21 protein-coding genes are annotated in these 23577 nt (G+C 61.1%); 8 read left to right on the top strand and 13 right to left on the bottom strand.

All coding sequences use genetic code 11. The features are described 5' to 3' along the window. Positions 1–110 precede the first annotated feature (110 nt). Positions 111–1850, bottom strand: a complete 1740-nt coding sequence (locus HX817_RS15855; RefSeq protein WP_008432015.1) for a phosphoethanolamine transferase CptA — start codon at positions 1848–1850, stop codon at positions 111–113. 155 nt (positions 1851–2005) lie between these two features. Beyond that, positions 2006–2182 (bottom strand): DUF6026 family protein, encoded by a 177-nt coding sequence (locus HX817_RS15850; RefSeq protein ID WP_023658901.1) that lies wholly within the window; start codon positions 2180–2182, stop codon positions 2006–2008. Between the two features lie 244 nt (positions 2183–2426). On the opposite strand from HX817_RS15850, the gene gnd reads away from it, so the two are divergent. Genes gnd through HX817_RS15835 form a run of 3 tightly spaced genes read left to right on the top strand, consistent with a single transcriptional unit; the run spans position 2427 to position 5775 of the window. After that, positions 2427–3434: a phosphogluconate dehydrogenase (NAD(+)-dependent, decarboxylating) gene (gene gnd / locus HX817_RS15845; protein WP_256579633.1), complete on the top strand. Its 1008-nt coding sequence runs from the start codon at positions 2427–2429 to the stop codon at positions 3432–3434. Further along, on the top strand, positions 3431–4954 hold the full coding sequence (gene zwf, locus HX817_RS15840) for a glucose-6-phosphate dehydrogenase (protein ID WP_003217928.1): 1524 nt from the start codon (positions 3431–3433) through the stop codon (positions 4952–4954). The genes gnd and zwf overlap by 4 nt, the downstream gene beginning before the upstream one ends. After that, complete coding sequence (locus HX817_RS15835) at positions 4951–5775, top strand: HAD family hydrolase (RefSeq protein ID WP_003217930.1); 825 nt, start codon at positions 4951–4953, stop codon at positions 5773–5775. Before zwf ends, HX817_RS15835 begins: the two co-directional genes overlap by 4 nt. Before the next feature lie 137 nt (positions 5776–5912). On the opposite strand, the gene HX817_RS15830 is transcribed toward HX817_RS15835, so the two are convergent. After that, on the bottom strand, positions 5913–6173 hold the full coding sequence (locus tag HX817_RS15830) for a hypothetical protein (protein WP_003217933.1): 261 nt from the start codon (positions 6171–6173) through the stop codon (positions 5913–5915). A gap of 343 nt (positions 6174–6516) precedes the next feature. Here HX817_RS15830 and HX817_RS15825 point away from each other — a divergent pair, with 343 nt between their 5' ends. Next, positions 6517–7845, top strand: a complete 1329-nt coding sequence (locus HX817_RS15825) for a sigma-54 dependent transcriptional regulator (protein WP_003217935.1) — start codon at positions 6517–6519, stop codon at positions 7843–7845. 65 nt (positions 7846–7910) lie between these two features. Here the strand turns inward: HX817_RS15825 and HX817_RS15820 are convergent, their stop codons facing one another. The 7 genes from HX817_RS15820 to HX817_RS15790 form a co-directional block, all read right to left on the bottom strand. Then, on the bottom strand, positions 7911–9224 hold the full coding sequence (locus HX817_RS15820; protein ID WP_043224814.1) for an autotransporter domain-containing protein: 1314 nt from the start codon (positions 9222–9224) through the stop codon (positions 7911–7913). Between the two features lie 49 nt (positions 9225–9273). Beyond that, positions 9274–10023 (bottom strand): hypothetical protein, encoded by a 750-nt coding sequence (locus HX817_RS15815; protein WP_003217939.1) that lies wholly within the window; start codon positions 10021–10023, stop codon positions 9274–9276. A gap of 37 nt (positions 10024–10060) precedes the next feature. Beyond that, positions 10061–10741 (bottom strand): C39 family peptidase, encoded by a 681-nt coding sequence (locus HX817_RS15810; protein WP_003217941.1) that lies wholly within the window; start codon positions 10739–10741, stop codon positions 10061–10063. A 61-nt stretch (positions 10742–10802) separates the two neighbouring features. Then, positions 10803–11498 carry a hypothetical protein gene (locus tag HX817_RS15805; RefSeq protein ID WP_008432027.1) on the bottom strand — a complete coding sequence of 232 codons (696 nt, stop codon included), beginning with the start codon at positions 11496–11498 and terminating at the stop codon, positions 10803–10805. A gap of 79 nt (positions 11499–11577) precedes the next feature. After that, entirely contained in the window at positions 11578–12135 is a 558-nt protein-coding gene (locus HX817_RS15800) for an adhesin (protein WP_177040548.1), read from the bottom strand. Position 12136: 1 nt separating this feature from the next. Then, positions 12137–12583 (bottom strand): hypothetical protein, encoded by a 447-nt coding sequence (locus tag HX817_RS15795; RefSeq protein ID WP_003217947.1) that lies wholly within the window; start codon positions 12581–12583, stop codon positions 12137–12139. 318 nt (positions 12584–12901) lie between these two features. Next, entirely contained in the window at positions 12902–13897 is a 996-nt protein-coding gene (locus tag HX817_RS15790; protein ID WP_087694374.1) for a FecR family protein, read from the bottom strand. 152 nt (positions 13898–14049) lie between these two features. Here HX817_RS15790 and HX817_RS15785 point away from each other — a divergent pair, with 152 nt between their 5' ends. Next, positions 14050–14319, top strand: a complete 270-nt coding sequence (locus HX817_RS15785; protein ID WP_003217951.1) for a PepSY domain-containing protein — start codon at positions 14050–14052, stop codon at positions 14317–14319. 41 nt (positions 14320–14360) lie between these two features. Here the strand turns inward: HX817_RS15785 and HX817_RS15780 are convergent, their stop codons facing one another. After that, positions 14361–19475, bottom strand: a complete 5115-nt coding sequence (locus HX817_RS15780; protein WP_177040547.1) for a dermonecrotic toxin domain-containing protein — start codon at positions 19473–19475, stop codon at positions 14361–14363. A gap of 170 nt (positions 19476–19645) precedes the next feature. Here HX817_RS15780 and HX817_RS15775 point away from each other — a divergent pair, with 170 nt between their 5' ends. Then, positions 19646–20683 (top strand): Ldh family oxidoreductase, encoded by a 1038-nt coding sequence (locus HX817_RS15775; RefSeq protein WP_087694377.1) that lies wholly within the window; start codon positions 19646–19648, stop codon positions 20681–20683. A gap of 40 nt (positions 20684–20723) precedes the next feature. On the opposite strand, the gene HX817_RS15770 is transcribed toward HX817_RS15775, so the two are convergent. Continuing rightward, positions 20724–21044, bottom strand: coding sequence for a YqjD family protein (locus HX817_RS15770; RefSeq protein WP_003217958.1), 321 nt, complete (start codon positions 21042–21044; stop codon positions 20724–20726). A gap of 175 nt (positions 21045–21219) precedes the next feature. Here HX817_RS15770 and HX817_RS15765 point away from each other — a divergent pair, with 175 nt between their 5' ends. After that, positions 21220–21471, top strand: coding sequence for a hypothetical protein (locus HX817_RS15765; RefSeq protein ID WP_003217960.1), 252 nt, complete (start codon positions 21220–21222; stop codon positions 21469–21471). On the opposite strand, the gene HX817_RS15760 is transcribed toward HX817_RS15765, so the two are convergent. Next, positions 21446–22363, bottom strand: a complete 918-nt coding sequence (locus HX817_RS15760; protein ID WP_177040546.1) for a LysR substrate-binding domain-containing protein — start codon at positions 22361–22363, stop codon at positions 21446–21448. The genes HX817_RS15765 and HX817_RS15760 overlap by 26 nt on opposite strands. 92 nt (positions 22364–22455) lie before the next feature. Between HX817_RS15760 and HX817_RS15755 the strand changes: the two genes are divergently transcribed. Continuing rightward, complete coding sequence (locus HX817_RS15755) at positions 22456–23382, top strand: carbon-nitrogen hydrolase family protein (protein ID WP_008432044.1); 927 nt, start codon at positions 22456–22458, stop codon at positions 23380–23382. Positions 23383–23577 lie beyond the last annotated feature (195 nt).

Raw genomic sequence — 23577 nt, 5'->3', positions numbered from 1 at the left:
GACGAAAGGAGGCGGGGAACTTTAGCGCTAAACGAGAATAATTATTATCTTTGCGTTGCAGCCAAATCGGGTTTCACCGCGTTGCGCGGATGAAACCCGGGCGATTCAAGCTACTTGACGACCACGTTGGCGGCGTCTGGCTTGGGCTTGATCAGGCTGAAATCAATCAGCGGTTTTTGCTGGCGTGCATACGGGTCGCCAATCATCCGTGGCCGAGGCTTGAAGCTGTCACTGACCAGGCTCTTGCTGTGGTCCAGTTCGTCGAAGCTCAACCCGGCCATGTCGGCCCAGGTATGGATCAGCTGCGAGCTGGTGTAAGGGCGCTGCAAGTCACCGGCAAAACTCCAGTCATGGCTTTCACGCCACTTGGGTGATGCGTAGGCCATGAACGGAATGGTGTACATCGGTGCCGTCGGCTTGCCTTCGTTGCGGCCCAGGGTGTTGTGGCCGGCCGAATCGAACACGTCTTCGCCGTGGTCGGAAAGGTACAGCAGGAAACCGTTTGGATCGGTCTTGGCGTAGTCCTTGATCAGGCTCGACACCACGAAATCGTTATACAGCACCGCATTGTCGTAGCTGTTGTAGGTCGGCAACTGTGCGTCGCTGACCCCCTCAGGCACGCCCTGGCGGTCGGTGAACTTGTCGAAGGTCGGCGGGTAGCGGTACTGGTAGCTCATGTGGGTACCCAGCAGGTGCACCACGATGAATTTGCGTTCGGCAGTGTCGGACATGGCCTTGGCAAACGGCTCCAGCACGTCGCCGTCATACTGGCGCGCATTCTGGTTGCGGTTGTTGTTCAGGTACACCTGCTCGTCGGCCTGTTCGGAAAAGGTCGTGAGCATGGTGTTGCGCTTGGTCATGGTCTGCTGGTTGGTGATCCAGAAGGTCTTGTAGCCGGCCTGCTTCATCACGCTGACGATGGAGGGGGTCTTGAGGTACAGGTCCGGGTTTTCTTCGTCGGCGAAGGTCAGCACCTGTTGCAGCGCCTCGATGGTGTACGGGCGCGGGGTAATGACGTTGTCGAACACCGCCAGTTGGTCCCGCAGCTTGTCCAGTTCCGGCGTGGTGTTGCGCGGGTAGCCATACAGGCTCATGCGCTGGCGGTTGGTGGACTCGCCGATCACCAGCACCAGGGTCGACGGCTGGCCGGCCATGCTGTCCTTGAGGTTGGTCAGGGGCGGGATCTTGCTGGCGCTGGTCAGCATGCCTTGCATGTTATCCAGTTGTTCGGTGTAGCGGCGGTAGGCGACGATCATCTGCCATGGCACTGCCGGCTCGATACGGGTTTCGAAGCGGTCGATGGCCAGTTCCATGGTCTCGCTCTTGGCGATCTGCTTGACCAGCGGGTAGCCGACGATGGCAATCACGATTGCGGCAGCCGCCAGCATGGCCTGGCCACGTGGCAGGTAAACCGGGCGTACGCGGGTCCACAGGAAAACGGCCATGGCGGTGTGGGCAATGAACGCCAGCACGATCCACCAGGCAAAGTATTGGGTGGCGTATTCGCCGGCTTCAGAGATGTTCGACTCGAACATGATGAAGATGACGCTTTGAGAGAATTCCTGCTGGTAGATGAAGAAATAACCCAGGCTGGCCATGGAACAGGCCCACAGCACCACGCCAATCAACCCCGCCACCAGGCGCGCGCGACGTGGGAACAACAGCATCGGCGCCAGCCACAGGGCGCTCATGAAGAATGCCTGACGGAAACCACTGAAGCCGGAGGTGCCGGTCAGTTGGATCAGCAGTTGGGTAATGCCCGAGAAATACCAGAAGAACAGAAACATCCAGCCGAGGCCGGCCCAATCAAAACCTTTCGCAGACGTAGTGCTGCGTTTGAACATCGCCATCCAGCGCTCCAACCCGATAATTTTCAGTGTCAACGCGCAGGGACGCACGCAAACAGAGGGCCTGCGCGCGTAGCGCGGCCCTATTCGGCGGGAGTATCGGGAGGGGGATGTGAAAACTTCGTGAGTTATTCCTGAACGGTTCGTTCAGCCCACGTTCAGCAAAGTGCGGGCTGGGTGCCGGACGGCTGATTGAGCTGGCCCTGCAGGTGCGAGCGCAAACGCATGACTTCCTGCTGCAGTTGGTCGCGCTCGTTTTTCAACTGGCGCAATTCATCGCGGCGAATGGTGACGTAGAGGGTCTGTGGCGGACGGGTCATGTGTGCAGTGCTCATTGCTTACCTCGCAAATAGCCGGTCTATCGCGGTGCCAGAGCGCTTGAATCGAGGCTCTCGGCAACAGTCGGGGCAATTCTGAATTCTTTTTTTAATGAAGGGAACTTTTTTATTTTTGATGGTCGTTGTGACTTTTAACCCACTGAAGGCGAAAGGATGGCCACTTTTTGTCATGAAACTATGCCAATCCGCTCTGGACTAACCCTCATTAGCCTCATTGCGCTATAAACTGTGACACACATTTATTCGTAGTAAGGAGCATCAGCACATGCAACTGGGGATTATTGGACTAGGCCGCATGGGTGGCAACATTGCGCGGCGCCTGATGCTCAATGGGCATACCACCGTGGTTTACGACCGCAATGAAGCATTCGTAAAAGGTCTGGCAGGCGAGGGCGCCACGGGCGTTGCTGACCTGGCAGGCCTGGTGGCCGGGCTGCAAAAGCCCCGGGCGATCTGGGTGATGCTGCCGGCAGGCGACCCGACCGAGAACACCATTGAAGAACTGAGCCAACTGCTTGAAGACGGTGATGTGATCATCGACGGCGGCAACACCTTCTATAAGGATGACATCCGTCGGGCCAAGGCCCTGTCGGAAAAAGGCCTGCACTATGTCGACGTCGGCACCTCCGGCGGCGTCTGGGGCCTGGAGCGCGGCTACTGCATGATGATCGGCGGCGACGCCGAGACCGTTAAGCTGCTGGACCCGATCTTCGAAAGCCTGGCACCGGGCCTAGGCACCATCCCGCGTACCAAGGACCGTTCCGCCGCAGCGGACAGCCGTGCCGAGCGCGGCTATATCCACGCAGGGCCTGCCGGTTCCGGGCACTTCGTCAAGATGATCCACAACGGCATCGAGTACGGGATGATGCAGGCCTTCGCCGAAGGTTTCGACATCCTCAAGACCAAGAATTCGGAGAACCTGCCGCAAGACCAGCGCTTCGACCTGAATGTTGCCGATATCGCCGAAGTCTGGCGCCGCGGCAGCGTGGTGTCGTCCTGGCTGCTGGACCTGACCGCCGACGCCCTGGCCACCGATCCGAAGCTCGACGGGTATTCCGGCTCGGTCGCCGACAGTGGCGAAGGCCGCTGGACCATCGAGGCCGCCATGGAACAATCGGTACCGGTTCCGGTGCTGTCGAACTCGCTGTTCGCGCGCTTCCGCTCCCGCCAGCAAAGTACCTACGGTGACAAAATGCTTTCTGCCATGCGCTTCGGCTTTGGCGGCCATGTGGAGACTCCCAAAAAATGACCGCCAACGGCAAGAAACCCAAGGCCGAACCCGCTCCGCCCACCACACTGTTTCTGTTTGGTGCCCACGGTGACCTGGTCAAGCGCCTGCTCATGCCGGCGCTGTACAACCTCAGCCGCGATGGGCTGCTGGGCGATGGCTTGCGCATTGTCGGCGTTGATCACAACGCCATCAGCGACGCCGATTTCGCCAAGAAGCTCGAGGACTTCATTCGCACCGAGGCCGCCAGCAAGGTCAAGGGCAATGCCGAGAACGCCCTGGACCCTGCATTGTGGGAACAGTTGGCCAAAGGCATCAGCTACGTCGAGGGTGATTTCCTCGATGACGGCACCTACGCCGATATCGGCAAGAAGATTGCCGACAGCGGTACTGGCAACGCGGTGTTTTACCTCGCCACTGCGCCGCGTTTCTTCGCCGAAGTGGTGCAGCGCCTCGGCGCGGCCGGCTTGCTGGAAGAAACCCCGGAGGCGTTCCGCCGGGTGGTGATCGAAAAGCCGTTCGGCTCCGACCTCGCCACCGCCGAAGCGCTGAACGCCTGCCTGCTCAAGGTGATGAGCGAAAAGCAGATCTACCGCATCGACCATTACCTGGGTAAGGAAACCGTCCAGAACATCCTCATCAGCCGTTTTTCCAATGTGCTGTTCGAGGCGTTCTGGAACAACCACTACATTGACCACGTACAAATCACCGCCGCCGAAACCGTCGGCGTGGAAACCCGTGGCAGTTTCTTCGAACACACCGGCACCCTGCGGGACATGGTGCCCAATCACCTGTTCCAGTTGCTGGCGATGGTCGCCATGGAACCGCCGGCTGCCTTTGGTGCCGACGCAGTGCGGGGCGAGAAGGCCAAGGTGATCGGGGCCATCCGGCCCTGGTCGCTGGAAGACGCACGGGCCAACTCGGTGCGTGGCCAGTACACCTCGGGTGAAGTCGGCGGCAAGCAGTTGCCGGGTTACCGCGAGGAGGCCAATGTTGCGCCAGACAGCAGCACCGAGACCTTCGTTGCCCTCAAGGTGTTGATCGACAACTGGCGTTGGGTAGGGGTGCCGTTTTACCTGCGCACCGGCAAGCGCATGAGCATCCGCGACACCGAGATCATCATCTGCTTCAAGCCGGCGCCTTACGCGCAGTTCCGTGATACCGAGGTCGATGAACTCAAGCCGACGTACCTGAAGATCCAGATCCAGCCGAATGAAGGCATGTGGTTCGACCTGCTGGCGAAAAAGCCCGGGCCGACCCTGGACATGGCCAACGTGGAGCTGGGGTTTGCCTACAAGGACTTCTTCGAGATGCAGCCGTCGACAGGTTACGAAACCCTGATCTACGACTGCATGACCGGCGACCAGACCTTGTTCCAGCGCGCCGACAACATCGAGAACGGCTGGCGTGCGGTGCAGCCTTTTCTCGATGCGTGGAAGCAGGACGACGGCATCCAGGCCTACAAGGCGGGTGAGGACGGCCCGGCGGCGGCTGATGCGTTGCTGGCCCGCGATGGCCGTACCTGGCACAGCCTCGGATGAGTGACTTGCCGAGTCAACCCATCCGTTTTGTGTTGAGTGATATGGATGGCACGTTGCTGCATCCGGATCACAGCCTCAGCCAGCGCACCATTGATACGGTTCGCGCCTTGCGCGCGGCCGGGGTGTTTTTCAGCCTGGCCAGCGGGCGACCGCCCAAGGCCATGCGTCAGCAGGTCGAAGCGCTGGGCATCGATGTGCCGATTGCCGGCTTCAACGGGGGCACGCTGGTCAATCCCGACGGCAGTATTCTGGTGGCGCATCACTTGCCGGCAGAGGCGGCGCTGGTGGCGTTGGCCTTGTTTACGCCGCAGCCGGACGTTGAAGTCTGGCTGTTCGCCGACGGCGACTGGCTGCGTCGCGATCCCGGCGGACCGATGGCGGTTCGCGAGGAGCACGGCTTGGGCTATGGGGCGATTGTGGTGGAGAGCTTCGAGCCGTATCTGGATCGGGTCGACAAGATTGTTGCGGCCAGTACCAATACCCAGCTGCTGATGGAGCTTGAGGCGCAGTTGCAGCCCAGGGTCGAGGGATTGGCCCAGGTGTCGCGTTCGCAGCCGGTGTTCCTGGATGTCACCGCCATGAAGGCCAACAAGGGTGAAGCGTTGAGAACCCTTGCGGCGCACCTCGGTGTGCCACTGCAACAGACAGCCGCCATCGGTGATGGCGGCAATGACCCGGCGATGTTTCATGTGGCGGGGTTGTCGATTGCCATGGGCCAGGCAGAAGAGGTGGTCAAGCGCCAGGCCAGCGTCGTGACCGGCAGCAATGTCGATGACGGTGCGGCGGAAGCCATCGAGCGGTTTATTCTCTCGGCCTATTGATCGGTAACCACACTAATAAGTAGTCAGCTATGCAAAGTTGCAACTTGCATGGCTGACTGTCCACTTGAGTTAGTGCGGGTCAATATATTGCGCAGCCGGGCGGCACACTTTCGGGTGCCGTCTCACGCACGCTTCAGTTACTTGGGCATTGCCCAGGATTGCAACTGATAGCCATCTTTGTCGAGTTCGGCACGGGCCTGCAACAGCAAGTTCTCAAGCTGTGCCGGGTCGGTATAAGTGCTGGAAGACAGCTGCTTGCTACCGATACGGGTATTGGTGCGGTCGATGACGCTCAGGCTCAGGGCGCCGTTGCCGTCGTGCCAGGCCACACATTGAAAGGGCTGGAAAGCACGGTCTGCGATCAAAAGAGCTTCGTTGATGCGGAGCGGGGCGTTCATGGGGTCTTCTCTCTAAATGCCCATTCAAGTGGAAGCCGTTGGTTGGGCGTGCCTAACGACTGGTTACTTGTACTGATGCACGATCACCGGGTGCGGGTCACATGTTAGAAGAAGATTTTTTAACTTTCCCTGATTAAAGTCATGTAAGGGGCTATTTTGAAAGCCTCATGAAAGTTACGCCGCGGCAATTGACCGCACCTGACTGACATAAAAGACCCGGTTCGTTCGCGACTTATAGCGAATCGGTACAAAGGCGGCGTCAAGATCTTGCTAGGGTTACCAGCAGACTTTGCAAATAGTTGTTTTTAAATAACTTTAACGATTTTGACGCCAAGGAATAGTCATGATTGTTACACCTGCCCCGCGCCGCCTGCTTGTGGTCGATCCCTGTGATGACTGCCACCGGCTATTGCCCGGTTTGCGCGCAGCGGGGTGGGACGTGGACAGCTGCGCCCTCGAGTCGGTGGGTGAGCGCTCCTGTGACGTGGGTTTGTTGCGCCTGCAGCCGTTTCACCTGGAGCGACCCGAAGCGGTCAAGGAACTGATCAGCCGCAGCGGCACCGAGTGGATTGCGGTGCTTAACCAGGAAGTGCTGCGCCTGCAGAATGTCGGCGATTTTGTCTGTGAGTGGTTCTTCGACTTCCATACCTTGCCGTTTGACGTGTCGCGGGTGCAGGTCACCCTGGGCCGCGCCTTCGGCATGGCGCGCCTGCGGGGCAAGGGCAACAACGCGCCTGCGGGCCAGCCGGAACACGAGTTGCTGGGGGACAGCCGTCCGATCCGGGAATTGCGCAAGCTGCTCGCCAAGCTGGCGCCCACTGAATCCCCGGTGTTGATCCGTGGCGACAGCGGCACCGGCAAGGAATTGGTCGCGCGTACCTTGCATCGCCAATCCCAGCGCCATGCCAAGCCGTTTGTGGCGATCAATTGCGGGGCGATTCCCGAACACCTGATCCAGTCCGAACTGTTTGGCCATGAGAAGGGCGCCTTCACCGGCGCCCATCAGCGCAAGGTGGGGCGGATCGAGGCGGCGCACGGCGGCACCCTGTTTCTCGATGAGATCGGCGACTTGCCCATGGAGCTGCAAGCCAACCTGCTGCGTTTTCTCCAGGAAAAACAGATCGAGCGAGTCGGCGGCAGCCAGCCGATTGCGGTGGATGTACGCGTGTTGGCGGCCACCCACGTCGACCTGGAAGCCGCGGTGGCAAAGGGCACTTTTCGCGAAGACTTGTATTACCGGCTCAACGTCCTGCAAGTGGTCACCGCGCCGTTGCGCGAGCGCCACGGTGACGTGGCGATGCTGGCCAACCATTTTTCACACTTCTACAGCCAGGAAACCGGCCGCCGTCCCCGCAGCTTCAGTGAAGACGCACTGGTGGCCATGGGCGAGCACGGTTGGCCGGGCAATGTGCGCGAGTTGGCCAACCGCGTGCGGCGGGGCCTGGTACTGGCGGAAGGGCGGCAAATCGAAGCCGTTGATCTGGGATTGCAGAGCCAGCAGGCAATCGCGCTGCCGATGGCTACACTGGAGGATTACAAGCACCGTGCCGAACGCCAGGCACTGTGCGATGTGCTCAACCGGCACAGCGACAACCTGAGTGTCGCGGCCCGTGTGCTGGGGGTTTCCCGGCCGACGTTCTACCGGTTGCTGCACAAACACCAGATCCGCTAGGGCGGGTAAACCGAAAAGCCCCGCAACGACCCTTATCGTTGCGGGGCTTTTCCCGTTGTCATGCCTTAAAAATAATACGGGAACTTCAGGCTGAAGCTGAACGACGGCGCATCCGGTGTGATCCCGATGGCCAGGTTCGGCACGATGGTCAGGTTGTCGCTTGCCGCAATCGTCATGCCCACGTTGAAGTAACCCGCGTTGGCATCGCTGGAAACCACTGACTGCCAGTCGCCGCCATCCGGCTTGAGCTTGCTCTTGCGTTGCACCAGGTCGGACACCGAGAACGACATACTCATCTTCTCGTTCAGCGCAAACGCCACGCCAGCGCCGATCTGGAAGCTGTCGCCCAACTGCACTTTCCCCGGGGTCTTCTGGCCGACCTGGGAGCTGATATCGCTGAACGAGTCTTCGAAGTTGTGGGTGTACGACAGCGAGCCAAACAATACCGCCGGGTCGAAGGTCTTGACCAGCGAGATACCCGGCGTGATCGACCACACACCGTTGCCGGTGGGCAGGCTTTCCGGCACGAAAAGGTTGGTGTTGCTGGATGACTGGACCAGCTTGATCCCAAACGGATCTTCGCCGGTGGGTGCCTTGACCCGCACCGACACCACGGCATCCGGCAGGTTGACGCTCTCGTCGAGGAATTTGTAGGCAATCCCGAAGTTGACGTCGCCGATAGTCGGGTCACGCGTGACCGATTGTTCCGAGGTCGCGGTGCCGCTGCCACCGTTGGCACCACCGGACTGATAGGTCGACTCGCGGTACACCACCGGCACGTTTATATCGAACTGCCAGCGGTTGTCGAGGTTGTAGCGGCCCGTGAGGTCGACGGTCCAGTTATCCGACTTGATCCGGTCCAGGTTGATGTTGCCGAGAAAGATCGAGTCCAGCGCCAGGAAGCCGTTGAGGGTCAACTGGCGGGCATCGTAGCGGGAATAGGTGACGCCGGTTTCAAAGCTGAACTTGCCGTTGCCAAAGAACCCGCTGGCCTCGTTATACAAGTTGCTCACGCTCTGCGCCGGGGCCGAATCATCCTTGAGGGACTGGCCGTAGGACGCGCCACCGGCTGCACCGCCCGAGGCCGCAGCCGCGCCGACTCCCGGCGTGTTGCCGGCCACCGTGGTGCCGCCTTTCTGGAAGTCTGCCGGGGATTTGGCCAGGCGTTTGGGCGGCGGCGCCACCGGTTGTTCTTCCACCTGGCGTACCCGTTGCTCCAGCACCGCCAGTGCTTTTTGCTGCACTTCGTAGCGTTGCTTGAGCTCCAGCAATTCCTTTTTCAATGTGTCTATGTCGGTGTCCGGCGCGGCATACAACATGGATGCGGGCAGGAGCGTGCTTAAACAAATTACGGCACGTAACGATAGCGATCGATGCATGGAATAAGCCGTCCCTTTCTAATGCGCAAGTGTCGAGGCACAGCGTAGTTCAATAACCGTTAGGGCGTAGGCCCCTGAGTTGATTCAGGTTGAGGTTCTGCCCCAAATTGTTCAAACCGTTGTTGCCCAGCACCACATTGAGTTGGGTCATGTTGCTGACGAAGTTGCTGTTACCCTGCAAAACCGTGCCTTGCAGGACATTCCCGGCGCCGATCTGCTGCAACGAATTGCCCTGATTGTTGTTGGCCAGGATCGCCATTTGCAGCCCGCCATTGGCGGCCGACACCGTGACCTGGCCGGCACCCGTGCTGCCGGTGACCGACTGGCCAGCCACCAGGGCTTGTCCGGACTGGACGACATTGGCCGGCGACAAGCCATTCTGGTTCACATTGATATTCACGTTATTGCTGGCGGTGTTGCCATCGCCGGCGGCGCGCACGCTTTGGGTCACGCCCTGGCCGCTGCCCAGGCCGGCACCACCGACTACCGTGCCGGTGCCATTCGGCTGGTTGGGCGAGACTTTGGTGGGGCTGTCGGTTACCTGCACATAAAACTGCGGGGTGACGGTCGACGCGTTGACGTTCATGCTGGCCGAGCCGGTCACGCTGTCGCCGGCGGCATTGGTCCAGGTGCTGCTCATCACGATGCCAAAACTGATGATCCGCCCCGGCATCACGTAGCGACCACGCAGGTCAGCCAGTTCCGAGTCCTTTATTTCAATCGGTTTGAACACCGATGACGCATAAGCGGGCATTGAGGCTGCCAGGCACATGACCGTCAGCCAACGGTAAGTGTTCATCGTTTGCTCCTGGAGCGTCCTGCCCCTTATTGCGCTTCTAGAAGAAGTCGCTCTGGATAAAACCGAAGTCCATCAATTCACTGTCCCGCACCGGACTGAACTCATTGATTCTGTTTTTCGCCGTCAGTGGGGTGGGCGGGTCGAGCAGCACGTTGGTCTTGTCATAACCTTCGCCCAATACCGCGAAGACGATGCCATTCCAGCCTTTGACGAAGTCGTCGCGGGCATAGCGTTTATGGCCCAGTACCGGGTCGCCGATGTACACCCAGTCCTTGTCGGCGCGCTGCATCACCACGAAGTGCTTGTAGCCGCGAATCTCCAGCAACACCACCACCGGGATCTTCACCGTGAGCAGGGTGTCTGCATTGATCCGGTAACCCCGGGCGCGCATCCCGATGCTTTCCAGGTAGCGCTTCATGTCCAACATCGAAAAGCCCTGGGTACGCACCAGGTCCTGATCGGCGTTGACCAGCATGCCCTTGATGATGTGGTCTTCATCCACATCCATCCAGTAGGCCTGGCGCAGGATGGTGGCCAGGGCGGCGGCACCGCAGCTGAAATCGGTTTTCTGTTCCACCAGGTTGGCGAACTTGCGTTCACGGATGCTCTCGACCTTCTTGAAGATCACGCCACCGCCGGGCATGGCGGCAATCGCCATTTGCCCCGCCCAAGTCGGGCCGGTGAGCAATAACAGGAGGGTGAGGGCGATGATCCGCATGATCGAATGGCCTGGAGGACACTGGAATAAAAAGGGGCCTTGTCGCCAAGGCCCCGTTGCATCAGAAACGTACGCCGGAGGAAATCACAGTGGTGTTGCCCTGCTGATTGCCCACGCCTGCAGCAATGTTGGCGCCCAGGTTGCCCGAAGAGCCATTAAGCGAGTTGTTGGCGCTGGCGTTGTTCACGACAGGCAGGTAAGTGTGGCTGCCCCATGGGCCAGACTGAGTGGCCACGGTATTGAGGAAGGTGTTGTCGACGCTGGTTTGAGTGGTGTTGCTCGAAGCAGCGGCGGCGGCACCACTGGCAGAAGCAATTGCCAGTTGGTTTTTCTGTTGGTTGAAGTTACCCGCGGCAACGCTCACACCCAGGTTGCCGGAGCTGCCGTTGGCCGAGTTGTTGAGCGAAGCGTTGTTGTGGGTAGCCACTTGCACCGAGACGTTGTTGCGGTTGTCTTGGGTAATGGTAGCTTGGGCAAACACGGCATCTGCATCACCGGCCGCAATGGCGGTCTGGTTGTCTTGTTGGTTGCCATCACCGGCTGCGATGTTGGCCTGGGCGTTGCCGCTGCTGCCGTTCAACGAGTTGTTGGCCGACGCGTTGTTCTGGGTGCCCAGGTTGAGCACGCCATTGTGGTTGCTCGATTGCGCATCGGAAACGGCGGCTACTGCAGCGGTAGGCTGATGAGTAGGTGGGTTGGCATGTGCGGCGGCAGCCATGATTGCAGCGAGAGCGAAGGCCAGTGGTTTAAGAGCCATTGTAGTTTTCATGGTATTTCCCCTTGCTTCTAATTAGTTGGTTAAGTGTTGGTACGGTCCAGCTTCGAGCTCCAATGAATCATTGGATCTGTACGTTCAGGGCGTTAGCCATGCGGTTCCCCACCCCGGCACTCTGATTCACCTGTACCACTCCACGGCTGCCGGTGAAGGCCTGGTCGCTTGTGACGACCTGGCGGCTGCCAGTGGTAGAGGTGAACCCTGAGTTTGGTGACAGCGCCACGTTCTGTTGCGACATGACGCTGTCGTCGATGCTTTGCGGGCCAGCATTCACGCTGATCCGCACCGCATTGATCATCTGGTTGCTGGCCCCGGCCGACTGGTTGACGCCCAGTACACCGCTGCCATTGCTGAAAGAGCTGCCCTGGATCGCCACCTTGGCGTTCTGGGAGCGATCGGCCGGTGCGCCGCCGATGGTCTGGCTGAGGGCGCCGCCCGCCTGGGAGTTGCTGCCCGCCGAAATCGCGCGGCTGTTGAGCTGTTGTTGCTGATTGCCGGCCGCCTGGTTGATCGAGACGATGCCGTTGTATTGCTTGCCGGAGTTGTCGATCACTGCGCTGTTGTCAGCCATGGCCGCCGAGCAGCCCAGGATCGCCAGGAACAACCAGGAATGGTTCATCTCACTGGCCTCCCATCAGGCTGCCGATGTTGTTCAAAGGCGCCATGCCGCGGGAGATTGAGCCGTTGATCTGCCCCGAGAGGCTGGAGCCGCCACCATGGCCGGCCGCTGCGCCGCCACCGAGGCCTACGCCACCCCCGTTGTTGGTCAAGCCGGGAAGGTTGCCGCCGGGCAGGATGGCGCGAGTGATGCTGGAGCCGCTGCTGATGTTGGCGTAGTCGTTGTCGCTCAGCTCGCTGGTGGCCCGCAGGATCTGTGGAGAAGAATTGGCATTGACGGTGACCGGGTTGGGGTCGACGCCAGCGGTGCGGCCAGCCATGTGGCCCTGGACGGTGCGCTGAATCACGATCACACCGTCGCCTGCCGCGAGCACCGGGAGGCTCACGCTGGTACTCAGTACACAGCTGATCAGCAGAAGGCTCAATGAGCCTGGATTAAGTGTCTTCACGACGGCATTCCTTATTCTTGGCGCTGACCCTAAACAGCGCTGTCAGGAAGAGAGCAGGAGCTGTGCCGCTTTTGAATTTGGGATGACATTCATGGGGTTATGAGCGCGGGGGATAGAATGCACAGAGGATGTGTTTCAACTGTGAGACAGCGGGCCTTTGTCCAGCCCGCCTGGCAGGTGTCTCAGGGATGAAACACTGCGCGCCGTAAACCCGGCACTCCGCAGCCGGCTGTCAGCTCAGCCGGTGCAAGTGTTTCAAAAATGGACGATTTGACGCAGGCAGCATCCGGGAGGAGGGCGCAGGCCCATGACCCTGGCTCAGCTCTTTGGGGTTTTGCGCGGAATGGAATTGAGCACGGGGTTGCCGTCCTGGTTCTGGGTCAGGTAGACCGGCAGGACCTTGGGCAGGGAGGGGACGAGGTTGGACACCTCGTTGATGTTGTAGATGCCACCAATGCGGATCGCGCCGGTGCCTGCGTCGGCCAGCATCACCGGTTTGCTCAGGTAGCGGTTGATCAACGGCAACGCGTCGGCCAGAGCGAGGTTGTCGAGGATCAGCTTGCCTTCACGCCAGGCCAGGGCTGTGTCGCCCGGGGCAATTGGCTGGGCCTGGGGGCTGGCATCGCCACGGTTGTAGCTGGCCTGCATCCCGGGTGACAGGCGCAGGCCGCTGTGGGCGTCGTCGCTGCTCACCAGCACCGAGCCTTGCAGCAGCATTACCCGCACATGGTCTTCGTATTTCCAAACATTGAACTGAGTGCCGGTCACTCGAACCTGGCCGTCCCCGGCGTGGACGATAAACGGATGTTGCGCGTCATGGCTGACCTTGAAAAACGCCTCGCCTTTTTTCAGGGTAACCCGGCGCTGATCCTTGAAATTGCTGTAGACCAGTTCGGTGCCCAGGTTAAGTTCAACCTGGCTGCCGTCGTCAAGGGTGACCTGGCGCAAGCTGTTTTCAGCTTCGTAATGGTTGTACGAGCTGGGCAGCCAGCCTGCTTCCCAGCCGGTAAAGGCCGCCAGTGGCAAGGCCACCAGGCATATCGCCGCCGCTACCGCGTAGTTCCTCAAACGGCTGCGAGGTTGTCGTCGCGCCACGACGGGGGCCGGCTCGCTGCGGGGCAAGTGATCGGCAACGTCCCAGATTTCCAGCATCGCGGCGTATTCGAAGGCATGCAGTGGATGCGCATCGTGCCACTGCTCGAAGGCCTGACGCTCCGCCGTCGTGCAATCGCCAGCGTGCAGACGCATGCACCAGTGCGCAGCGGCATCGGTGATGGCGTCGTATTCGGCTTCTGATAGGGACTTATCTGTCATTAACTCATCCTGATTTCCGACATTCTAACCTCCACAGCAGGACGGCGAGAACAGCCATCATGGCGAATGCACATCAATTGGAACTAATTCTCGTCTGCAGGGCCCTAAAAAATTCAGGACAGGTAACACTCATTCCCTAATGGAGCACGAAAATGCTTAAGAAAACCTTAGCCGCCGTTGTCGCAACCACCGCCTTGCTCAGTGCTGGAGCCGCCCTGGCGGACAAACCGGGCGCAGGCTGGATCACCATCGAAAAAGCCATCGAGACCGCCAAGACCAAGGCTGGTTACGTCCAGATCTACAAGATCGAAGCCGATAACGATGGCTACTGGGAAGGTGAGGGGCGCAAGGCCGATGGCGTGGTCTATGAGTTCCGCATCGACGGTGAGTCGGGCAATGTGTTGCGCGATCAGAAAGACTGAATGAACTGACGGGGGCGGGCGTTCGGCCCGCACCCTGTCTGTTACGGTGTGGCTTCGGCAATCGAAGGCACGGGGTCCAGCTGGCGCCCCAGGGTGGTGATCAGCAAGGTCAGTGAGTCGGCGTTATCCATCTGTGTGTTGAACCGCCGCGTCAGGTTGGTTTTGAAAATTCCCCGCGCGTTGCTCAAGTCCACGCCTCCGGTCGTGGCAAGAATCTGCTGCTTGATGTAGTCATCTTCCGGGTCGGTCCCCAGGTCGAATCCGGTAGGCCCCCACGCGTCCGCTGATTTGAACAATTGCCCAACAGGCGTGTTGATCGAGTACGCATTCTCCTGCACGTTGCGCAGCCAGTCCTGAAGATCGCGACCGGCCTGGGTCTGTACCTCGATCAGGTCGTAAAAGGGCGATGTGGAGTTGAGGTAGGCGACGTCGGCGGTATTGCTCACGATATGAGTCAACTCATGAATCAAGGTGGTCGCGCGGGCATGGGCTCTTTGGTCGAAGTGATTGATCAGGCGCCCTTCGAAATCGGCTGTAGGCGGGTTGAAGAAGTTTTCAGTGAGGTAGATGCGTCGATCCGGGTCGCCGTCGATGGTAAACGCCCAGTGCCGTTCGGGTTCGGCAATATGCGCACCGGAGACGAAACGCCGGGAATTGAGCGAGTAGAGTGTCGGCTCCAGCGCCTCATCGAGGAGGGCGGTCACCGTGTCCATGAGTTTTTGCGCGAGGGCTTCCGGAAACTTGGCCGGGCCGGTGTCGGCGTCTATCGGGATGCCGAAGAAGCGGTTGATAAAGCGATGCACCCGGGTCACGGGCGGATACTGGTGGTCGAGCAGTTTCAGGTTCTGCTGGCAGTTGTGCAGGTAGAAGGTTGCCAGGTCCAGTGCCTCGACGATCGCCTGGGCCCTGGAGGGCGACACACGCCGAATCTCGGCGAGGCCGCGGGCCTCGACGTTCATCACCTGGTCCACGGCTGTCCGCACCTCACGGCGGTCCATCATTGCACTCCACCCGGGGCCGTGGCGGCGAACTGATGCTCTTGGGTCCAGGGTCCATTTGCGGTTGGCATCCAGGCGCATAAACGGTCCTTTGGACCGTGCACTGAAAAGCCGCCAATGGCCTTCGACCTGCCTGGCGCGGTAGACCTTGCCTGCGCACGGCAGGTAATGCCGGTTGTCCGTCGCTGTGTAGACGCCCGTGTTGCCTGCCGTCAGGCCCTCCAGGCTGATGTCGCAGGCTTCGTACGCTTGCAGCCGGGTTCGGGCCCGGGCGGTGACGTCGATGTCGTGCCAGGCACTGGCCGTTTGCGTCGGCGCGGGTTGCGCGGGGGCGGTGCCTGGTGTCGAGGGTTCATCCATCAATGCGCGGATCGAAGCCATTTGCGCGACACCGCCGATGAAGGTTTGCAGCGCCTCGCGCCAGCGGTGTTGCTGCAAGTCTTCGGCAGAGGCCTGGAACAGTTTGTAGCTTTGCCAGATCACCAGCGGCACCATCAGTTTGCCCGGCAGCAACGCCTGCGCGTGCTGCAGTCCGCTGCTGAACAAGGCTTTGAGGGTGTCCCAGGCTGACCGGCCGTTGGCCTGGGATTGCTGTTCAAACAGGTTCGAGATCAATCCGATGTTGTCGCGGTACAACTGCTTGAGGGCGTGGCCCCTGATCGGATTGGCCCCCAGGGTGATTTCCGAGGTTCCCCCGACCGTGCTGGCCCAGAGGTGTCTATACGTGGCTTGCTCAGCCTCTGGCAGGCGACCGATCACCCAGTCCTGCAAGGGGCCGGGCAGGTTGAGCCGGCGAATCAAATCCGCCTCGTTGTCGAACTCCTGGAACGCCTGTTGCGGCCCATAGGGCGCATACATCACCAGCGGAGTGCTTTCGACGGCACTGATCAAGTAGACCCCAAGGGCCTTGATGGACCGGGCCCCCGCCGTGGCGATCAACTCCAGCGGACGCACTGTCGAGGTCGCGCCCTCGACCGCTGCGCGGGCGAGCGCGTCCGGCATGTCGAGGACCTGTTCGACCAGGCTCAGGCCCGCAGGTGATAACAGTTCCTGCAGCCTCAGCGCGTGGGCATTTTGCAACAGTTGCCAGGGCAGTTGCTGAATAAACCGGCGCTCCCGCACGTCTGCGCCCGGCTTGCCCGGGGTGAGTTTTTCGACCAGGCACGCCTGGTGGTCCTGCTTGAGGGGCAGGCGCGCGAGGATCTGGCGCACCACAGCAGGTGTCAGGCCGGCGGCTGTGGACTCGACATCGAATGCAGCAGCTTGCTGGCTGACGTGATTGAGGGCGTAGTCCACCAGGTTCTGCCGCTGGCCGGCCAATACCAGCTTGGGCAGGATGTAGACGTCTTGCGGGCGCACGTCATAGGGCTGCAACAAGTCGATGAGCTTGCTGCCGAGATACGCTGGCAGCGGCAGGAAATCGTCAAGGTAATCCTTGTCGTCCGTGAGGCTGTGGCGGTATTGCTCAAGGATTTCGACATGGCGACGCTGTTGGCTGACAGACGCCATCCCCAGCCAGGCGGGCAGTGATTGTTGTGCCATGAAGGTCTGGGCGATTTGTGAGGCATGGCCCAGGTCGTTGGCCGGCAGGGCCTTTTCCAGCCCCCCGAGACGCTTCAGCAAGGCGTCCCCTGAGAGCGTCAGGGTGAGGCAGTGAGCCCGTTGTGCCCTGTAATGATCAATCCAGGACTGCTGGCAGTGCTGTGCGACCGCGCCGTTGATCAGCATGAACTGACCGAGTGCGCAGGCCTGGTGCGGTTTGAGATAGCGCGGGTCGAGATTGGCCAGTAGCTGCCTGCGAAGGTCCGGGGCGGCCAGTCGTCGTTGCAGTTCTGTCTGCAACTGGCTGACATTGGCGAAACTCTCCAGGCCGCGCGCCGGCGTCCACAGCACGGCCCGGCCTGAGTGGGACGGGGCCAGGCCACCGCGTTCGGTGAGCATCAAGCAATGCGCCAGGGGCACCCGTTGCGTCAGGCCCTCGGGTTCGACGGTCAACGCATAGGCATCCGGGATGAATCCACCCAGGCCCTGGCGCCGGCGGCGATCAGGGTGTTGAAGATCAAACACCGTCTGCACGATCGCCTCATCACGCGCGTCCAGGCTCTTGTTGAGGCGCCTGAGCCTGGCTTCGCCCTGGATCGCCACCGCCATGGCATGGGCCATCGGCGCCCTGAGCTGTTCCAGGTATTCGCGGGGAATATCGGCAATGTTGGAGTGATGAAACTTGACCAGTGCGGCATCGAGCGCCGCGTTGGCTTGCGCTATGTCCAGGCCGCCCAGCGGTGTAACAGACCCATCGCCCTGGCTGGCGTAAAGGCCATAGTGCGGCGTTTGCGGAATCGGCCCGCGCTTGTGTATCAGGCGCGCAAGAAAGTAACTGCGCAGGCTCTGGCTTTCCAGGGGCGCAGTGGCGGGTGTCGCGCTTGCGCTGGCGGCGTAGCGATTGACGTAGATCTTGCCGGGATCGTGGCCAGCCAAGCCGCGGCGGTTGAACTCGGCGGTGAGCGCCTGATTGACGGTGTTGGCCAATGTGGGTTGCGCTCGCACCTGGGTTGCCAGCGTGTCCTGGATATCGGTCATCTGCTTTTGCAGCAGGGCGGCACGTTCGGCGGCCAGCGACACCGGGCGAGTCGGGTCGGCCAGTACCGAATGAGGCGTCCAGCGTCCCGCGGTATCCAGGCCCGGGAGGTGGCTGTCGATCATGTACCGCACATCCAGCGCGTAGTCGAGCAAGGCCGAGGGGTCAATGCCGGCGCGGGTGCGTCGGTACAGATCGAGCGCGTAGCGTAGGTTCTGTTGCTGCTTGCCGATGATGGTTTCGAGCACCTGCTCAAACAGATTGCCGGCGATAGGAATGCCGGAAAACTGCGGCGTCTTGAACCCCACAAACAGCGCCCGCTCCTCCAGGGACATCAGGTTGGAGAGGTCGTCTTCATAGCCTGGTGCCTTGACCATGGCCTTGAGGGTGTCCATCAGATCGTCGTAGGTCCCGAGCACCTGCAGGCCCTTCTCTGGGGTGTAGAGAAAGGTCTGCGAATTGCCGATCATCAAGGTGCTGGCCAGCTCGACGGCGTTGCTCGGCTGCTCCCAGATCTGTACGTTCTCGACGCGCAGCGTCTGGCTGTTCGGGGGGGCCTCGTTACCCCGGGAAGAGTACAGCGCTGCCAATGCGCGGCTTTGTTCCGGACTGATGATGGATTGCTGGCGCTTGAACAGCAGATCCAGTTGCGCATTGGCGGCCATGGCCCGGGCGAACCAGGCCCGACGCGACACGCCCGGTGCGATCTCGCTGTTCCAGAACGTCTCCAGTGCACTGTGCAGGAACGGGATCAGTTGGCCGGCTGCTTGTTTGATCGCGGTTTCCCAACGCTGCGTGTCGCGGGCCTTGGCGTCGGCAGGCCGCTTGGGGTGGAAGAACTCCCGGGTTTGCCCGGCGGGCCAGGCTTGTTCACGGTAGTACAACAGCACCGCGTCATTGAGTTGCAGCGAGTCGAGCCAGCGAGGCACCGTGTGCCCAACGGGCTGTATGGCGAAAAAACTCACGTGGGCTTCGCTGGGGCTGAGCCCGGGGAACAGTGGGCGGCAGACGCTTTCGAGCAGTTTTGAAAGCAGGGCGCCGAGGGCGGGCAACTGTTTCAACGCCGCCAGCAGCGCCTGGCGATTATTCTCCTGATAGCGCCTGAGGGTTTTTTCCTGTTCACCCAATACGTCGCCGAGCATGGCCTCCGGTGTCAGCACCAGTCGGTTGTCGAGTAGCGGCGATGGTTGTTGCTGCAAGGGCAGGAAGTACAGCAGTTGCGTGGCGCTGTCCGGGGTTTTCAAGCGCTCGGTCAGTGCTGTCAGCAAGTGGGCGGGGCTGTCGAATTTTTCCAGGCCGCCGTACGGGGTGTAGAGCCAGGCATGTGGGTAGGCGCTGGTTGAACTCATCATGAAGCTGCCGGCCAGTTCGACGGCATTGGCAGTGCTTTTATTCAACCAGATGCGCTGCGCGATCATTGGCGGCGACTGTTGGCGACGGCCTGCATCGCTGGCAAAAAACACCTTGCCGAGAAACTCGATGTCCCTGCTGTCGATGTTCAGCTGGCGCTCACGGTCCAGCGCCCTCCAGCCCACGCGCATGGCTTCGGGGAAAAAATACGGGAGAGGGGTGTGGCTCATCATCCTGATCCTTGAAGAGTTGCGTGCCTGCAACCTATCCAGGCCTGGCGCCACGAGGGGCTAGATATGTCTGGCGCTCCCTGTCGACAGCCATGGGGCAAACCCTGTCTAATCGACGGACCGATCCTTGTACGCTGTTGCCCATTCCAATAATTAAACGGGAGCTTCAGATGTCTGCATCGCCTTTGGATGTCGAGTCTTCATCAGAGCGACTCAGTTATGCGCAATTGACCGACCTGCTGCGCCAGGTGTTTGTCCGCCACGGTACGTCGGCCGATGTGGCCCAGGTGCTGGCCGAGAACTGCGCCAGCGCCGAGCGCGACGGTGCCCACAGCCACGGTGTATTCCGTATCCCCGGTTACGTCTCGACCCTGGCCAGTGGCTGGGTCAACGGCAAGGCGGTGCCGGTGGTCGAGGATGTGGCCAGCGGGTTTGTGCGGGTGGATGCGGCTAACGGCTTCGCCCAGCCCGCGCTGCAAGCCGCCCGTGCGCTGTTGGTGGAAAAGGCCCGCAGTGCCGGGATTGCCTTGCTGGCGATCCATAACTCCCACCACTTCGCGGCGCTTTGGCCGGATGTCGAGCCTTTTGCTGAAGAAGGCCTGGTGGCCTTGAGCGTGGTCAACAGCATGACCTGCGTGGTGCCCCACGGCGCCGACCGCCCGCTGTTCGGCACCAACCCCATTGCCTTCGCCGCGCCCCGCGCCGATGGCCTGCCGATCGTGTTTGACCTGGCCACCAGCGCCATCGCCCATGGCGACGTGCAGATTGCTGCGCGCAAGGGCGAGCGCTTGCCGCCGGGCATGGGTGTGGACAGCCTCGGCCAGCCGACCCAGGACCCCAGGGCGATCCTCGAAGGCGGCGCGCTGCTGCCGTTTGGCGGGCACAAGGGGTCGGCCCTGTCGATGATGGTCGAGCTGCTGGCCGCGGCCCTCACGGGCGGTAACTTCTCGTTTGAGTTCAACTGGTCCGATCACCCCGGCGCCCGTACGCCATGGACCGGCCAGTTGCTGATCGTGATCGACCCGAGCAAGACCGCCGGGCAGAGCTTCGCCGAGCGCAGCCAGGAGCTGGTGCGACAGATGCATGCGGCAGGGTTGCGGCGTTTGCCGGGGGACAGGCGCCATCGCACACGGGCGAAGTCGCAGGCAGGCGGGATCGAGATCGAAATGCAGGAATTGAGCCGGTTGCGGGTGTTGGCACAGGCGTGAAGCGAGCTGCGCCCGGGGAGGGCGCAGCCGTTGCATCAGATCAGTTGCGGCGGCCCAGCAACAGGCCGACTACCAGGCCAAACCCGGCGGAAATCGCCACGGTCTGCCATGGGTGGCCACCGATATAGGTTTCGGTGGCATCCACCACCGGCTTGCTGCGCTCGCGCACGTTGGACACCGAGTCCAGCGCCTGCTTGAGCTTGATGGCGACCTGTTCACGCAGGGTTTCACCTTCTTCCCCCACCAGTGACGCGCTGCTTTTGAGCAGCTTGTCCGATTCTTCGATCAGTGCGGTCAGCTCACTGAAGGCTTGGTCCTTGATTTGGTCTTCGACGGCTTGGGCGGCAGATTTGCGAGCCATTGGGTTAACTCCTTGCGGGTGAATGTGGCAATGAATGCGCTTGATGAAGAATGGAGTGTTTGAAGCGGGCAAAAGTTGCAGTTTTTTTCCTGTGGTCAGCTTAGGAGAAATCCAGGCCAGGAAATTTCAACCTACAGTGTAAGATGTCACCTATTTGTGCAGCAGGTAATTCAACATGAGCTTCAATCTGGCCAACAAGCCCCTCGCCGAGCGCGCCGCGCTGGAAGATGAAAAGTCCCGTCTCTACGACCTCTGGCAAAGCAACCTGGGCAAGGCCAAGGGTGAGGCCGCCCGCCTGTTTGGCGAACGCGCCAAGCGCAAGGGTAAATGGGCCGAATGGGTGCGTGCAGAACTGGACGGCATGTCACCGCCGGAGTTCTCGAACATGGTGCGCAGTGAAGTCAATCGCCTGATGGCGGCGAAGTAAAACAAGCCTCGATTGCCTCGCGCACCTTGAGCAGCAACGGATCCAGTTGCGCCTGGGTGCGCCAGCCCAACTCCACCGGGTAACGCGGCAGCGCCAGCGGGCAAGGCAGCTCCCTCAGTCCGGTCATCTGCGCGATGGCCTGGGCCGCATGGCCGGGGATGGTCGCCACCGCCTGGCTGCCCTTGAGCAGGAACGGCAGCGCCGCGAAGTGCGTGGTCGAGGCACCTACGTGGCGGCTCAGCCCCTGCGCGGCCAGGCCCTCGTCGGTGATCCCGATAAACCCGCCGGATGACACCAGCACATGCTCGCGCCTGACGAACTCGTCGAGGTCGATGGCCTGTTGTCCCGGCGCCAGGCTGTCGGGGTCCACCAGGCACGCGTAATGGCCTTCCCCCAATACCTGCCGGCTCAACCGGCGCTCGGCAAACCCGCCGGCGGTGATTGCCAGGTCCAGGCTGCGGTCGAGCAGGGCGTCGGCAACGATCTGGCTGTGGGTCTGGCGGAACATCAACCGCAGCTTTGGCGCACGCCGGGCAATCTCTTCAATCAGCCGCCGGCCGTAGGCGATTTCGAAATCATCCGATAACCCCACCACCACCGAACGGCCCCGATAGTGATTGCCCAGGGGATCCACCATCGCCAGGCTCTGGCGGCAGCGATCCAGGGCTTCGCTGATCACCGGCTTCAACTGATTGGCCCGCAAGGTGGGCGCCAGGCCCCGGCCGGTACGCACGAACAACTGATCGCCGTACACATCGCGCAAGCGGCGCAGGGCTGCACTGATCGCCGACTGCGTGACGCCAAGGCGCAGGGCGGCACGGCTGGCACTGGATTCGTCGTGCAGGGCCTCGAAGGTTTTCAGCAGGTTGAGATCGACGTTGGCGATATTCATGTGGCTCATATCAGTTAGCAGCGAAGCGGGCTTTATTCATGATTGCCGCTGGCCGGAGAATGGGCAACCCCCATTGATACGGAGTGATCGTGATGCCTGTTTCTACTGTGGCTGCGCTGCAAATCGGTTCCTTGCCGGGTGGCAAGGCTGAGACCCTGGAACAGATCCTGTCCTACGAGGACGAAATCCTGCGCAGCGGTGCGCAACTGGTGGTGATGCCGGAAGCGTTGCTCGGGGGTTATCCCAAAGGTGAGGGCTTCGGCACCCAGCTGGGGTATCGCCTGCCTGAAGGGCGTGAGGCCTTTGCGCGGTATTTTGCCAATGCGATTGATGTGCCGGGCGTGGAGACCGAAGCGCTGGCCGGCTTGTCGGCGCGCACCGGGGCGAGCCTGGTGTTGGGTGTGATTGAGCGCAGTGGCAGCACGTTGTATTGCACGGTGCTGTATTTCGAGCCGGTTGGCGGGTTGGTGGCCAGGCATCGCAAATTGATGCCTACCGGCACTGAGCGGCTGATCTGGGGCAAGGGTGATGGTTCGACGTTGCCGGTGGTTGATGCCGCGGTAGGGCGCATCGGTGGCGCCGTGTGCTGGGAGAACATGATGCCGTTGTTGCGCACCGCGATGTACGCCAAGGGTGTGGAAGTGTGGTGCGCGCCGACGGTGGATGAGCGGGAAATGTGGCAGGTGAGCATGCGGCATATTGCCCATGAGGGGCGGTGTTTTGTGGTGAGTGCGTGTCAGGTGCAGGCGTCACCCCAGGCGTTGGGCGTGGAGGTGGCGAACTGGCCGGTGGATCGGCCTCTGATCGCGGGGGGCAGTGTGATTGTCGGGCCCATGGGGGACGTTCTTGCCGGGCCATTGCTCGGTGGCGCGGGGTTGCTGGTGGCGCGGATTGATACGGATGATTTGGTGCGGGCGCGGTATGACTATGATGTGGTTGGGCATTATGCCCGGCCGGATATTTTCGAATTGACCGTGGATGAGCGGGTTAGGGCGGGGGTGCGGTTTATTGTTGACTGAGTACATATCCGTTTCTTCGGTAACGGCGGCTTATGGTTCCGCTCTTACAGCGGCTCACTTTGGAAAAGCCCCAAAGTAAGCAAAGGGCTCTGCCCCGCCTGTCGGCACCTCGCCTAGGCTCGGTGTTCCCTCACTCCGGCATTGCTCCGCGGGCCGCCGCGACGGGCCATCCATGGCCCGGCGCGGCTAAACCGG

It is taken from the genome of Pseudomonas sp. C6002 (assembly GCF_013385805.1).
Taxonomy (GTDB): domain Bacteria; phylum Pseudomonadota; class Gammaproteobacteria; order Pseudomonadales; family Pseudomonadaceae; genus Aquipseudomonas.
Note: the sequence above shows the minus strand (reverse complement) of the source record. Positions and strands in the feature narration are given on the sequence as shown.

Excerpts from the sequence above, each read along its gene's own strand:
- HX817_RS15760 (WP_177040546.1), bottom strand. The coding sequence starts at position 22,363 with ATGAATATCGCCAACGTCGATCTCAACCTGCTGAAAACCTTCGAGGCC.
- HX817_RS15790 (WP_087694374.1), bottom strand. The coding sequence starts at position 13,897 with ATGACAGATAAGTCCCTATCAGAAGCCGAATACGACGCCATCACCGAT.
- HX817_RS15805 (WP_008432027.1), bottom strand. The coding sequence starts at position 11,498 with ATGGCTCTTAAACCACTGGCCTTCGCTCTCGCTGCAATCATGGCTGCC.
- HX817_RS15825 (WP_003217935.1), top strand. The coding sequence starts at position 6,517 with ATGATTGTTACACCTGCCCCGCGCCGCCTGCTTGTGGTCGATCCCTGT.
- HX817_RS15800 (WP_177040548.1), bottom strand. The coding sequence starts at position 12,135 with ATGAACCATTCCTGGTTGTTCCTGGCGATCCTGGGCTGCTCGGCGGCC.
- HX817_RS15775 (WP_087694377.1), top strand. The coding sequence starts at position 19,646 with ATGTCTGCATCGCCTTTGGATGTCGAGTCTTCATCAGAGCGACTCAGT.
- HX817_RS15820 (WP_043224814.1), bottom strand. The coding sequence starts at position 9,224 with ATGCATCGATCGCTATCGTTACGTGCCGTAATTTGTTTAAGCACGCTC.
- HX817_RS15815 (WP_003217939.1), bottom strand. The coding sequence starts at position 10,023 with ATGAACACTTACCGTTGGCTGACGGTCATGTGCCTGGCAGCCTCAATG.
- HX817_RS15835 (WP_003217930.1), top strand. The coding sequence starts at position 4,951 with ATGAGTGACTTGCCGAGTCAACCCATCCGTTTTGTGTTGAGTGATATG.
- HX817_RS15780 (WP_177040547.1), bottom strand. The coding sequence starts at position 19,475 with ATGAGCCACACCCCTCTCCCGTATTTTTTCCCCGAAGCCATGCGCGTG.
- HX817_RS15785 (WP_003217951.1), top strand. The coding sequence starts at position 14,050 with ATGCTTAAGAAAACCTTAGCCGCCGTTGTCGCAACCACCGCCTTGCTC.
- HX817_RS15770 (WP_003217958.1), bottom strand. The coding sequence starts at position 21,044 with ATGGCTCGCAAATCTGCCGCCCAAGCCGTCGAAGACCAAATCAAGGAC.
- HX817_RS15755 (WP_008432044.1), top strand. The coding sequence starts at position 22,456 with ATGCCTGTTTCTACTGTGGCTGCGCTGCAAATCGGTTCCTTGCCGGGT.
- zwf (WP_003217928.1), top strand. The coding sequence starts at position 3,431 with ATGACCGCCAACGGCAAGAAACCCAAGGCCGAACCCGCTCCGCCCACC.
- HX817_RS15850 (WP_023658901.1), bottom strand. The coding sequence starts at position 2,182 with ATGAGCACTGCACACATGACCCGTCCGCCACAGACCCTCTACGTCACC.
- HX817_RS15855 (WP_008432015.1), bottom strand. The coding sequence starts at position 1,850 with ATGGCGATGTTCAAACGCAGCACTACGTCTGCGAAAGGTTTTGATTGG.
- HX817_RS15765 (WP_003217960.1), top strand. The coding sequence starts at position 21,220 with ATGAGCTTCAATCTGGCCAACAAGCCCCTCGCCGAGCGCGCCGCGCTG.
- HX817_RS15810 (WP_003217941.1), bottom strand. The coding sequence starts at position 10,741 with ATGCGGATCATCGCCCTCACCCTCCTGTTATTGCTCACCGGCCCGACT.
- HX817_RS15830 (WP_003217933.1), bottom strand. The coding sequence starts at position 6,173 with ATGAACGCCCCGCTCCGCATCAACGAAGCTCTTTTGATCGCAGACCGT.